Genomic DNA, 12,381 nt, shown 5'->3' with positions numbered 1-12,381 from the left:
TCTCACCGTTTGCGGCGGCGGGCGGCAAAAGCCGCGGCGACTCCGAGGATCGCCATGGTGGCGGGCTCGGGCACGGATTCCGCTCCAATCAGGTTTTGGTGGTCTTTGTTGTACGGGCCGTGGTCAACAGCGTTGTAAACGCTGATCATCAAGTTTTCGGGGCCGGCGTTGTTCATGGCCGCCTTGTAGATGGAGAACTGGTTGGACAGCGCGGCAGAGACGTTGACCCCTTTGAAATTGCCAGCGTTCAATCCGTCGCCGCCATCAACGACGGCATCCCAAAGGGCCAATTGAAAGGCGGCCGCTTCGGTCGAGGTGTCCAGCGTGCTCCAAAAATTGGTCATCAGGTTGCCGACCAAGTTACCGTTGCTCAACGTGTTCAGCCCTTGGACATTAGCGTTGTAGCTGTCGCCAAAGTGATTGGCGTGTCCGAGGTCAACGCAGTAGAGCGAAGTGCCCGGACCCCCGTCGATGGAAACTTTTTGGGCTCCGGCATAAACGGTCTGGTTGTTCCCGTTGAAGTTGATGGTGACGGTCTGATACAGACCGGGCTGCATGGATTGGATGTTCAGGTTAACGGCGTGGGCTCCGGCCGAAAGGGCCATGGCCGCCGCGCTGGTGAGAAGGATTTTGTTCACGATGCACCTCAATTGCCAGCGCCTTGCGCCAGCCTGTGAGGTTCCGGGGCACAAAACGTGCCAAGTTGCTCGAGGTTTTCAGTAGACCATCGACCGGCTGAGCTCGGCGTTTTTTTCAAAGTCGGCCCGCAGGGAATCAAGTTTGGCCATCGCCCTGTCATAGGCGTCTTGGCCACAAAGCAGCCGAAGCGGCGGTTCGGGGTCATCTGCCATCGCGATGAGGGCGGCGCAGAGCTTTTCCGGGTCGCCTGGCTGGTTGCCGTCAATCCCTTCGAGCCACTCTGCGGTGCCGGACCGCAATTCGGCATAGTCGGGGATCTGGTTTTCCGCCATGCGGATGGATTGGCCGTTGTGGAACCGAGTTCGGAACGCACCGGGTTCGATGATGACGACTTTGATGCCGAATGGCTTGACACTGGCGGCCAGACCTTCGGAAATGCCTTCCACCGCGTGTTTGCTGGCGCAATAGATGGCGAATGTGGCGCTGGATGCCAACCCGGCGATACTGGAAATGTTGTAGATAAGCCCAGACCGGTTGGCCCTCATGTGGGCGATGATGGGACGAGATACGTTAAGGAGCCCAAAGACGTTGACATCGAATTGGTGGCGGGCTTCGGCGTCGGAGACTTCTTCAACCGTGCCGACCACCCCATAGCCGGCATTGTTGACCAAGACGTCGATCTGCCCGAACCGGCCGATTGCCGATTGGACGGCCGCATCGATGCTGGCTTGCTCGGTCACGTCCAGCCGAGGGGTTGCAAGGCGGTCGGGGAACCGTTCGAGGAGGTCGGCCAGGGAATCGGGGTTGCGGGCGGTCGCGACGACTCTTTCGCCCTGGTCAAGCAGTTTTTCGGTGAGGGTGCGTCCCAATCCAGCAGACGCCCCGGTAACAAACCAAGTGCGCGTTCCCATACCCGACAGTCTACGGGGGCGCGGAATGGCCATAGGTAACATCTCCCCATGGTCAAGTGGAGTGGGGTTTTCCCGGCAGCGACGACGCAGTTCAAACAAGGCGGGGAGCTCGACTTGGAATCGACCGCCCAACATTTGGAAGCTGTGGTCGAAAGCGGGGTTCAAGGGTTGGTGATGCTGGGCAGCCTGGGAGAGAACAACACCCTGACCCGCGATGAAAAGTTGCAGGTTTTGGCCTGCGCCAACGAGGTGGCAGCCGGCCGGATCCCGGTTGTGAGCGGGGTGAGCGAATTGAGCACCGAATTTGCGTGCGATTTTGTCCGGGCGGCCCAACGCCAAGGGGTTGACGGCTTTATGGTTTTGCCCGCGATGGTGTACCACTCGGATCGCCGGGAGACTTTGGCGCACTTCCGGATGGTGGCCGAAGCAAGCGAACGGCCGATCATCATCTACAATAACCCGCTGGCCTACAAGGTCGACATCACGCCGGAAATGCTTTCAGAAATGGCGTTGGAAGAAAAATTCGTTGCGGTGAAGGAGTCGAGCGGAGACCCCCGACGGGTCACGGATGTCTTCAACACGGTCGGCGACCGGTACGCGATTTTTGCTGGAGTGGACGACTTGGCCCTGGAATGCGCCCTGTTGGGGGCGACCGGTTGGATTGCCGGGATCGGATTGGCGTTCCCCAAAGAAAACCAGCACCTTTGGAACCTGATGATGGCGGGCCGTTGGAATGAGGCGCGAGAGATTTACCGATGGTACACGCCGTTGCTGCATTTGGATGTCGGCACGAAATTTGTCCAAAACATCAAGCTCGCGATCCAAGCGGTTTGTTTGGGCTCGGAGTGGGTCCGGCGCCCTCGACAGGAACTAGAAGGTGACGAACGCGATCGTGTTTTGGCCGTAATCGAGAAGGGGATTGCCGACCGGCCGCAATTGGGTTGACGATGCAACGCTTCCGGGCCATCGATTCGCATACAGGCGGGGAACCAACCCGGGTCGTCTTTGGCGGAGATCTGGGTTTGCTGGGGTCCTCGATGGCGGATTACCGGCTTGATTTCGGGTCGCGGCTAGACCATTTGCGCTCGGCTTTCGTTTGCGAACCTCGGGGCAGCGACATCTTGGTGGGGGCATTGCTGGTGCCCGGGTTCCGGCACCAGTGGGGCGTGGTGTTCTTTAACAACATGGGGCTCCTGAACATGTGCGGGCACGGGACGATCGGTGTGGCCGAGACATTGCGATCTCTGGGTACTTGGGGCGAAGGCGAGCACGTGCTGGAGACGCCGGTCGGCGATGTCCGGGTGAGGATCAATGCGGACAGTTCAGTTGAGTTTGCCAACGTTCCCTCATTTCGCTCTGTTGCCGGTTTAGAGCTCGACCTGGGCGGGTCAACGGTGACGGGGGACATCGCCTGGGGGGGAAACTGGTTCTACCTTTGCCAGGATCACGGCTTGGAGATCAGTCTGGACAATCTTGGGCCGTTGACCGCTTTGAGTGAAGAGATTCGGCGGAAGCTCGTTGCCGAAGGGGTTAAAGGGAGCGATGGTGGGGAGATCGACCACATCGAATTGGTCTCGTCAGCCGTTGGCGGGGCCAAAAATTTTGTGCTTTGCCCGGGGCTGGCGTATGACCGTTCGCCATGCGGCACCGGGACCAGCGCCAAGTTGGCTTGCCTGTATGCGGACGGCAAGATTGCCCCCGGCAAGGTGTGGCGTCAAGAAAGTGTGACCGGGAGCGTTTTTGAAGGTTGGGTGGAGGTTACAGACGGCGAGTGCATCCCCCATATCCGGGGGAGGGCCTACATCACGGCTGAAACAGAGTTGGTGATCGACCCTGACGACCCGTTGCGCCATGGCTTTACCGGAGTCCGGCTTTGAGCGGCAAGGCAGTTGTGGTCGGGGGAGGGATCGTTGGTCTTTGCTCGGCGTTCTATTTGTCCGAATGGGGTTGGGATGTCACGGTTTTGGAGCGGGGCAAACTAGCCGATGCCGGAACCAGCCATGGCAACGCGGGCCTGATCGTCCCGAGCCACTTCGTCCCCCTCGCCTCCCCCGGGACATTGCGTCTGGGAATGCGCCTGATGTGGAACCCGGCCGGGCCGCTGGGGATCAGGCCATCGGCAGAAATGGCCCGGTGGAGCCTCCTGTTCAGGCGTGCAGCCACTGCCGGCCACGTTGAACGGGTGAGCCCCTTGATCCGGGATCTGAACCTGGAAAGCCGCCGCCTTTACAAAGTGCTGGCCAACGATCTGGGCTGGCAGGACATGCCGAAGATCGCGGGATTGACGGTTGTTGCTAACAAAGAGCAGACCGTTCACGAACTCCACCATTTGGTCGACCAGGCCGTTTCTTTTGGACTCGAGGCACAAAAACTCGACGACTTGTTGTTGCGGCACCGACTTGGCCCCGTCGAAGCCAATTCTCCGGGTGGGGCGTGGTTTGGATGTGACGGGCATCTGGATCCGGGCATCGTGATGGCTCGGCTGGCCGGGTTTTTGCAGGCTCGCGGGATCCGGTTTTTCGAGGGGTGCGACGTGGATACCGTCCACCACAACGGCCACCGGATTTCGAGGGTGGAAGCCGGCGGGCTTTCGTTTGAAGCGGATGAATATGTCTTTGCGGCGGGGGTTTGGACCGGGAGGCTGGCTGGGCAGCTGCGGATCGACCTGCCTTTGGTGCCGGGGAAGGGTCAGCACATGGACCTTGCCAAGCCCCCGGTGGAACTCAATGGGCCGATTTTGCTGGAAGACGCACGGGTTGCCGTCACTCCTTTGGGCGGTGGGTCTGTCCGGTTTGCCGGCACCATGGAACTGGGTGCCTGGTCATCTAAGGTCAACCCCCGTCGGCTTGCCGGGATGCGCCGGTCGATTGGCGGGGTTCTGCCTCAGTTTCGCGGCAAGTTGGAGCAAGCGGCCACGTGGTCTGGGTTGCGACCATGCCTTCCCGATGGCCTGCCGGCCGTGGGGCGGGCCGGGGGCTTTTCGAACCTGTTCGTGGCCACTGGCCATGCTATGATGGGGATGTCTTTGGGGCCGGTGACGGGTCTTGCGGTGGCTGAAACGTTGAGTGGGGCCAAGCCCACAGTCCCGATCCACGCCTTGTCCCCAGAGAGGTTTACACGATGATTGCTTATTTGGGATCCCAGCTGATCGGCGCCCGGACTTCGCGGCAGGGGCAAGATGAGATTTACGGGATCGACCCGGCGACCCGTAAAGAACTCCAGCCGGGCTTTTGCATCGCCACCCATGACGAAGTGGATGCCGCAGTTTGCCGCGCGGTTGAAGCCGCATCGAAGTTTGGGAGGCTGGGCGGGGCCGCCCGCGCCCGATTTTTGCGGCGCATTGCCGAAGAGATCGAGTCGCTCGGTGAGGCCCTGATCCGACGGGCAATGGCAGAGACCGCACTCCCGGAGGCCCGACTCGTCGGCGAACGCGGGCGGACTTGTGCCCAGCTGAGGATGTTTGCCGAGGTGGCCGAAGAAGGGAGTTGGGTCGATGCGCGCATCGACCGGGCGATGCCCGACCGCCAACCGCTGCCGCGCCCGGACCTGCGGCGGATGCTGGTGCCGATCGGCCCGGTGGCTGTGTTCGGCGCAAGCAACTTCCCATTGGCGTTTTCTGTTGCCGGTGGCGACACGGCGAGTGCGTTGGCGGCCGGATGCCCTGTGGTGGTGAAGGCGCACCCAAGCCATCCGGGAACGAGCGAATTGGTTGGACGGGCGATTGTGAAGGCGGCCGTTGGCGAAGGGATGCCAGACGGCGTTTTTTCCATGGTCCACGGGTTGGTGGAAGTCGGCGAATGGTTGGTCCAGCACCGGGGGATCCGCGCCGTTGGGTTCACAGGGAGCCATCGAGCCGGCCGGTCGTTGTTCGCCTTGGCGGCCGCGCGGGCAGAACCGGTTCCGGTTTTTGCCGAGATGGGGAGCGTTAACCCGGTTTTTGCCCTTCCGGGGGCCCTGGAGTCGGATTTGGAGGGGGTGGCTTCTGGCTTTTCGGCGTCGTTGCTGATGGGTGTGGGCCAGTTTTGCACGAATCCGGGGATCTTGGTTGGCCTGGCCGGCAGTCAATTTGACCACCTGGTGGAATCTGTGGCCGCGCGCATCCGGTCTGCCGATCCCGGTGTGATGTTGAATCCACAGATTTGCGATAGTTATGCGCAGGGGGTTGCGGACCGGGCCCGGCATAGCGGCGTTGGGATTGCCGGGATGGGCGAAACCGTGCCGGGTTTGGCCGTTGGCGTTGTTTTTGAGACTTCGGCGGAAGAATTCATTGCTGACCGGGGGCTCCATGAGGAGGTTTTTGGGCCATCGGCTTTGGTGGTCAAGTGTCAGTCGCCAGAGGAGATGGTGCAAGTTGCCGCGGCTCTGGAAGGCCAACTGACGGGATCGATTCTGATGGCTGCATTGGACGAGGAACTGGCGGGAAGGATTCACAACCAATTGGTGGATCGGGTTGGCCGAGTGGTCTTCAACGGGTATCCGACGGGGGTTGAAGTGGGCGATGCGATGCACCATGGCGGGCCATACCCGGCGACGACAGACCCGCGGTTCACGAGTGTGGGCCGGGCGGCGATCCTTCGGTGGGCGCGGCCAGTGTGCTGGCAAGGGGCCCCGCCGGATATTTTGCCAGAGGAGTTACGGGACGGGAATCCGCGGGGGATTTGGCGCCGGGTGGATTCGGTGATGGGCCGGGAGTAAAGGCCGGGGCGGCGACCGGCGATCCTGAAGACCCAATTTCTATAGTTTGGCCAGCATTTCTTCGACGTGGGGTTGGAATTCGGCCCAGGTGAGCCGCTCCATGTTGCTGCCGGGGGCGACGATGGTTTTGTGGGGTTCGATGTGGTACCCCCACCGCTTGTGCGGGGTTGGCCCAAAGGCGATCAGGGCCGGGGTGCCGCAAGCCACGCTGAAGTGGCTGAGGCCGCCATCGGGGGTGATGAGGAGTTTGATCGATTTAAGGATCCCGGCCATCTCGGAGAGTTTGAATTTGGCCACAAGATCCACAAGAGGCTCCTTCTTCAATGGCTTGCAATAGATTTCGTCGCCGGGGCCGCCAAGCATGGCGACCTTGTGACCTTGGGCAACCAAATGGTGGATTGTTTGACGCAGGGTTTCGGTCGGGATGAGTTTTTGGGGCCACGTGCCTCCGGGGACGATGCCGACGGTGGCCCCTTGGAGAGCCGCCGTGGCCTTGGTCAGCGATTCGGGCGATGCTGGGAGATGGGCGGTTTTATCGGTGCTGAGGCCAACCAATTGGGCGAACTTGTCCATGCGCTCAAATTCGGCCAAGTCGGGTGAATAGGGAAGTTTGTGGGTGAGCAAGAACCCGCGGCCTTCGGTGCATTCCCCGACCCGTTGGGGAATTTTGGCGAGTTTGCACAGCAAGGCCGAGCGGAACGAGGGCCGAAGGATGAAACAGGTTTGGAACCCTTCGGCGCGGAGTTCCCGGGCTTTTTTGATGATTTCGCCCAGGGTTTTGGGGGCTTGCGGGTCGGTGAAAGCGACCTGGCCTTTGAGCTCGTCGAAAAGGAATCGGTATGGTTCGCCGGCGTTGCTGTGGAGTTCGTAATTGGCGGCAAGCGTCCGGTGGAGGGGGATGCTGAGGATGGTGTCCCCGAGGCGCGCGGGGTGGGTGATGAGCAGGGCCTTGGGTTTGGACATGGTGCGCGGCGGGTCGCGGAACCGCTAATTTACCTGGAGCGGGGATCTACATCCCCGGTGAGACCGATTCTCAGCATAGTGGAGGGCGCCCCTCCGATTGGAGAGGCGCCTCAGGCAATCTACTCCACGAACGAGAGGTTCCACCACGACGGCTGCAGATTCGGGTGGTTCCATCGCAGGTCGATTTTGGCCGAGCTACTGTCAAACACAAACGCTTTGGTCTGGTTGGATTTCCCGGCCTTGGTCAGGCGGACGAAATAGGCCCGCTTTTGGAACCACCACGGTCCATATTTTTCTGGGATGTCCCTCCACGTGAACAGGAAGTAATTTGTGGTGAAGATATTTGCCACTTTGGTTGGGGTTGCAGCTCCCCGCTCAAAGAGTTCCACCTTAAAGTTCCCGCCGTCGTTGTACGGATACACCAACACGTCCAGACTTGCGGCGTAGGCCCAAGCCGAGGAAACGAGCATTGCAATGACGAGTGTATGTTTCATTTTCTTGGGAGGATGCTCTGCATCCATCTGTTATTCTGGGGATGCCGGCAAAATTTTGTGTCCGGATATTCCGGAAAATCAAAACGACTCTGAGAGGTAAGGTCAGTTATGTGAAATATAGGTCACTCCAAGTTCAGGATATCGAACCATTGGGTGCCATTCTGTGTGTGATGTAGGATCGTCGGAGCATCGCCGATGCCACCCGGGGACTGCTGGAAGCTTATGTCGGGTCGAAGCGTGCTAGCAGCCACAGCCAATATGTCCGGGTTGTGGAAGTGAATGACAAAGTGGCCGGGTTCATTTCAGCCAACCTCATGTCCCCGTTATTTGCCGATCGGATGCTTTCATCTGGGAATTCGCAAGCCTTTTATTCTGCTGAGATGGTCTCAACGGTTCGCGACAACGAATTGAAAAAGTTGAATGCGGGTTCGGGTTGCACACTGATGTTCACGCATTACATCTGGGGTCGGCCGATCTATTCGCTCAAATTTGCCCAGTCGATATTTGAAAAGGCGACGAGGTGGTTCGAAGGAAACAACGTCACTCGGATCGTCGCCCCGCTCTTCAGCCGGCACCGGGGCTTGGCCAGGTGGCTTTTGAACAACATGGGAAATGCCGAGTTCAAAGCGGTGGAGGGAGGGTTGGATGCCCTGGTGCTCAACCGCCCTTGGCGATCCAGCCAGGGTCACGGAAACTGGCCCCAGCGCTTGTTGAAGGAGTATCCGGAAAACCCTTACAAAAGCATCCTGACGCCCCACCAGCGGCTTAACGGCCGGTTGCTTTATGAGTTCGACTTTGACGTCGAAAAGTTGTGCGCGAGTGGCTGCGGGAGTTGGAGCTATCACTCGCACCGTACAGACTTGCCACCAAGCGACCGGTGCCCGGCCTATGCCAAATGGCAAAAAGAATTTGTGGACACGTTTTTCACCACGTTCGCCGAAGGGCTGAGTTCACGACGCGGGTTTGTCAACGAAATCCGCCAGTTGCTTTGTGCTCATCCAGACATCCTTGCGCTTTGACGATAAAACGCAAGGATGCCCTCATGTGGGATTAGCCGCGGGTTGCGATTGGCGGGTATTCGAGGTCGCTGGCACCTTCATAGATGCAGCTGGGCCGGATGAGCCGGTTGTCGTCCAGCTGTTCGATGGCATGGGCAGACCACCCGCTGACGCGGGCCATCACGAAGATGGGTGTGTAGAGGTCGATGGGGATGCCGAGGAGGTAATAGGCGTAGGCAGCGGGGAAATCGACGTTGGGGTAGATGCCCTTTTCTTCCCGCATGATCTTTTCCATGATGTCGGCGATGTCGCCCCAGTTGGTGTTGCCTTTGCGCCGCCCGATTTCCTTGGCGACTTCGGTGAGGTAGATGGCGCGGCCGTCACCGACTTTGTATTCGCGGTGGCCAAATCCCATGATCTTCTTTTTGGTGGCCAAGGCGTCGCGCAGCCAGGGTTCGGCATTTTCCGGTGTGCCGATTTCCATCAGCATGCGCATGGCCTCTTCATTGGCTCCTCCGTGGAGGGGGCCCTTGAGCGTGCCGATGCCGGTGACGATCCCGCTATAGAGGTCGCTGAGGGTGGCGACGCAAACGCGGCAGGCAAAGGTGCTGGCGTTGTACGTGTGCTCGGCATACAGGGTCAAGGAGGCATCCATGACGAGCACGGTGTAATCATCCTGTTCCTCACCGTGGAGCATGTAGAGGAAGTTGGCAGCGGTTTTGAGCCCCTTTTTCGGTGCGATGGGTTCTTTGCCGTTGGCAACCCGGTAGGCAGCGGTCACGATGGTTGGCGCCTTGGCGACGATGCGGATCGCTTTGCGGACGTTGGCTTCGTGGTCGGTGGGGTCTTCTTGGTTGTAATCCGGGTCGTAGCCGCTGAGCGCGCTATAGGCCACTTTGAGAAGATCCATCTGGTGGGTGCCGGGGGCACAGGCCCGCAGGGCATCGACCACTTGGCTGGGGATTTCCCGCTCGGCATCCAGGGTGGCGTTGAATTCGTCGAGCTCGGCCTGGGTGGGCAAGTGGCCCTTAATCAGCAGGAAAGCCGTTTCTTCAAACGACCCTTTGCTTGCCAGGTCGTGCGCGTTGTAACCGCGGTATTCGAGTTGGCTTTTTTCGACCGTGATTTTGGAAATGGAAGTGATGCCGCCGATGACACCTTGCAGTCCGGGGCTGTAGTCGGGATACGTTTTTTCGCTCATTGTCTCGAATCTCGCGTGTCCGGCGTGGCCGGATTGGGCCTCGGCCCTCTCTTGGGGGCAGTTTACCTAGGCTCAGATTGGGCCGGGTCCTCTCGCAGGATCCCGGTCAACCGGGATTGTTGAACTCAAGGTCGCGGGCGCTGAATGTCGAGTAGTCGATGGTTTCGTATAGGTCGTGCCGGGTCCGCATCCGGTCGATCCAGCCGGCTTGAGTGCCGGTTGCCAATAAGTCGGCATAGAATTCCTCGACCGATTTGAGCATGACGCGCAAGGCGGTGACGGGGAAAATCACCATTTGGTATCCGAGTTCGTTGAACCGGGCGGAGGAGATCAATGGTGTTTTCCCGAATTCCGTCATGTTGGCCAGCAGCGGCACCTCGGGCAAGGCGCTTCGGAAATCGGAGAATTCCTGTTCGGAAGCCAACCCCTCGGGAAAGATGGCATCGGCTCCGGCCTGCACGTAGGCTTTGGCCCGCTCAATGGCTTCGGGGAGTCCCATGACCGAGCGGGCATCGGTCCGGGCGACGATCAGGAATGTCGGATCGGATTTGTGGGCGACGGCCGCCCGGATTTTCGATTCCATTGCCGACCGCTCGATGACGTCTTTGCCATCCAGGTGCCCGCACCTTTTGGGTGAGACTTGGTCTTCTAAGTGGATGCCGGCAAGCCCGGCCCTTTCCATTTCGATGACTGTTCGGGCGACGTTCCACACGTCGCCAAAACCGGTGTCGGCGTCACAGATGATGGGAACAGGCGCCACTTGGCAGGCTCGGGCGGCGGTGCCGGACATTTCCTCGGGCGTGATGACGGCGATGTCGGGCAGGCCGGTGACGTTGTTGGTGATGGCCCCCCCGCTCAGGTAGACCGCCTGGGCCCCCTGCTTGTACGCCGCCAAAGCGGTGAGGGCACTAAAGGCCCCGGGCATGGTCACGATCCCGCTTTGCCACAGGTCGCGGAGTTTGGCGCCGGGAGACTTCAGCGGGGGGTGGAGCATGGCGCGAGGTTACCCTTGGGAGAATTACGAGTACTGCAAGTGTGGGCTTGCAGTCATACTAGACATGTGGATGCTATAGCAATCGTGGTTGCGGCCGTTTGCGGTGTGTTGGTTGGGGCAGGTTTGGTTTGGTTTTTGCTCCGCGGGAAGGATGGGGTGCTGCGGTCCGAAGCCGAGGCCCTGCGCTTACGGGTTGAGGGTCTCTTGACGGATCGCACCAAAGCCGAAGCCGAAGCCTCTGGCCGCAGCGACCGCATCCTCCAGCTTGAATTGGAGTTAAACCAAGCCGTGGAAGAGCGCGAGGCACTCCGCCAGCGCTACCACGAATGCGACGTTGAACTCAACACGCTGAAGGCCACATTGGACGAGCGCGAACTCAGTTTTGAAAAGCAGATCAAAGAGATCAAGTCGATGGAATCGAACTTGAAAGAAAGCTTTAAAGTGCTGAGCAGCGAGGCTTTGAGCAAAAGCACCGAAGAACTGATCAAGCGGTACCGCGACCACGACGAGGAAGCCAGCAAAGCCAAGAGGGCGGAAATCGAGAACCTGCTGCAGCCGGTACAAAAGGAACTGAAGCGGCTTGAGGAGTTCAATCAGAAAATGGACCAGGAACGCAAACTGGATTCCAGTTCGCTGGGCGAACAGATCAAGCAATTGGCGAGCGGGACGGGCAAATTGATTTCGGCCCTCCAGGGCGCTGGGAGTGCCGGCCGCTGGGGGGAAGTCCAGCTCAAGCGGATCGTCGAACTCGCCGGAATGCAGGAGCGGGTTGATTACGTGGCCCAAGAGTCGATTGCAGGGACGGACGGCGTGCAACGACCCGATATGCAGGTGTTCCTGCCCGGCGGACGCACGATGGTGATTGACTCCAAGGTGCCGATCCAAGATTTGGAAGCGATGGAAGCCGCTGATGAAGACGGCCGGAAGGCTTTGTCGATGGCGGTTGCCAACAAGGTGATGGAATACGCCAAAAGCCTGAACAAGAAGGATTACGCCAAATTGGAATCCGCGCCGGATTATGTCGTGATGTTCATGGCTAGCGAATCGGCTTTCCGCATGGCGGTCGAAGGGCGTCCGGGGCTCATCGAAGACGTCATGAACCTGAATGTCGTCGTGGCGACCCCATCCACCCTCCTGTCATTGTTGAAGGCGGTCAACTATGGGTGGCGGCAAGAAAAGTTGGCCAAAGAGGCGCAAAACATCCAAAAGTGGGGCAAAGACCTCTACGATGCCTTGGTCACGATGAAAGGCTATTACGACGACCTGGGCCGCAAGATCAACGCCGTCGGGGTCAGTTACAACAAGTTTGGGGGGTCGTTGGACCGCCACGTGATCCCCAAAGCCCGACGGATGGCCGATGCCGGGCTTCCGGTCAAAGAGGAAGTCAACGAGACGGCGGTGGTCGAGTTCTCCGAAAGGGAACTCCGGGCGGCTGACTTTGGCGCCCTGCCGGAATCAGGCGGACAGTTGAGCCTGGACTAGGCAG

General features: G+C 59.6%; 12 protein-coding genes. 6 read left to right on the top strand and 6 right to left on the bottom strand.

Annotation, left to right across the window (positions count from 1 at the left end; all coding sequences use genetic code 11):
* Nucleotides 1-2: 2 nt before the first annotated feature.
* Complete coding sequence (locus JNM28_01225; GenBank protein ID MBL8067048.1) at nt 3-638, bottom strand: PEP-CTERM sorting domain-containing protein; 636 nt, start codon at nt 636-638, stop codon at nt 3-5.
* A gap of 78 nt (nt 639-716) precedes the next feature.
* Entirely contained in the window at nt 717-1,550 is an 834-nt protein-coding gene (locus JNM28_01220) for an SDR family NAD(P)-dependent oxidoreductase (protein MBL8067047.1), read from the bottom strand.
* 48 nt (nt 1,551-1,598) lie between these two features.
* Between JNM28_01220 and JNM28_01215 the strand changes: the two genes are divergently transcribed.
* The 4 genes from JNM28_01215 to JNM28_01200 are packed head-to-tail and all read left to right on the top strand — an operon-like array spanning nt 1,599 to nt 6,245.
* The gene (locus JNM28_01215) at nt 1,599-2,495 is read left to right on the top strand and encodes a dihydrodipicolinate synthase family protein (GenBank protein ID MBL8067046.1); all 897 of its coding nucleotides are present in this window, start codon (nt 1,599-1,601) and stop codon (nt 2,493-2,495) included.
* A 2-nt stretch (nt 2,496-2,497) separates the two neighbouring features.
* Nucleotides 2,498-3,427: a proline racemase family protein gene (locus JNM28_01210; GenBank protein MBL8067045.1), complete on the top strand. Its 930-nt coding sequence runs from the start codon at nt 2,498-2,500 to the stop codon at nt 3,425-3,427.
* Entirely contained in the window at nt 3,424-4,674 is a 1,251-nt protein-coding gene (locus JNM28_01205; protein ID MBL8067044.1) for an FAD-binding oxidoreductase, read from the top strand. The genes JNM28_01210 and JNM28_01205 overlap by 4 nt, the downstream gene beginning before the upstream one ends.
* Nucleotides 4,671-6,245, top strand: coding sequence for an aldehyde dehydrogenase (NADP(+)) (locus tag JNM28_01200; GenBank protein ID MBL8067043.1), 1,575 nt, complete (start codon nt 4,671-4,673; stop codon nt 6,243-6,245). Before JNM28_01205 ends, JNM28_01200 begins: the two co-directional genes overlap by 4 nt.
* Nucleotides 6,246-6,284: 39 nt before the next feature.
* On the opposite strand, the gene JNM28_01195 is transcribed toward JNM28_01200, so the two are convergent.
* A complete protein-coding gene (locus JNM28_01195; GenBank protein MBL8067042.1) occupies nt 6,285-7,208 on the bottom strand; it encodes a glycosyltransferase family 9 protein in 924 nt (307 codons plus the stop codon).
* 119 nt (nt 7,209-7,327) lie between these two features.
* Nucleotides 7,328-7,702: a hypothetical protein gene (locus tag JNM28_01190; GenBank protein ID MBL8067041.1), complete on the bottom strand. Its 375-nt coding sequence runs from the start codon at nt 7,700-7,702 to the stop codon at nt 7,328-7,330.
* A gap of 380 nt (nt 7,703-8,082) precedes the next feature.
* On the opposite strand from JNM28_01190, the gene JNM28_01185 reads away from it, so the two are divergent.
* Nucleotides 8,083-8,721 (top strand): hypothetical protein, encoded by a 639-nt coding sequence (locus JNM28_01185; GenBank protein MBL8067040.1) that lies wholly within the window; start codon nt 8,083-8,085, stop codon nt 8,719-8,721.
* A gap of 31 nt (nt 8,722-8,752) precedes the next feature.
* Here the strand turns inward: JNM28_01185 and JNM28_01180 are convergent, their stop codons facing one another.
* Nucleotides 8,753-9,901, bottom strand: a complete 1,149-nt coding sequence (locus tag JNM28_01180) for a citrate synthase (GenBank protein MBL8067039.1) — start codon at nt 9,899-9,901, stop codon at nt 8,753-8,755.
* 106 nt (nt 9,902-10,007) lie between these two features.
* On the bottom strand, nt 10,008-10,895 hold the full coding sequence (gene prpB, locus JNM28_01175; GenBank protein ID MBL8067038.1) for a methylisocitrate lyase: 888 nt from the start codon (nt 10,893-10,895) through the stop codon (nt 10,008-10,010).
* 66 nt (nt 10,896-10,961) lie between these two features.
* On the opposite strand from prpB, the gene rmuC reads away from it, so the two are divergent.
* Entirely contained in the window at nt 10,962-12,377 is a 1,416-nt protein-coding gene (gene rmuC / locus JNM28_01170; GenBank protein ID MBL8067037.1) for a DNA recombination protein RmuC, read from the top strand.
* The last annotated feature ends 4 nt before the right edge of the window (nt 12,378-12,381 follow it).

It is taken from the genome of Armatimonadota bacterium (genome assembly GCA_016789105.1).
Lineage (GTDB): Bacteria > Armatimonadota > Fimbriimonadia > Fimbriimonadales > Fimbriimonadaceae > UphvI-Ar2.
The sequence above is the reverse complement of the archived record's forward strand: the minus strand, read 5'-3'. Positions and strand labels throughout refer to the sequence as shown.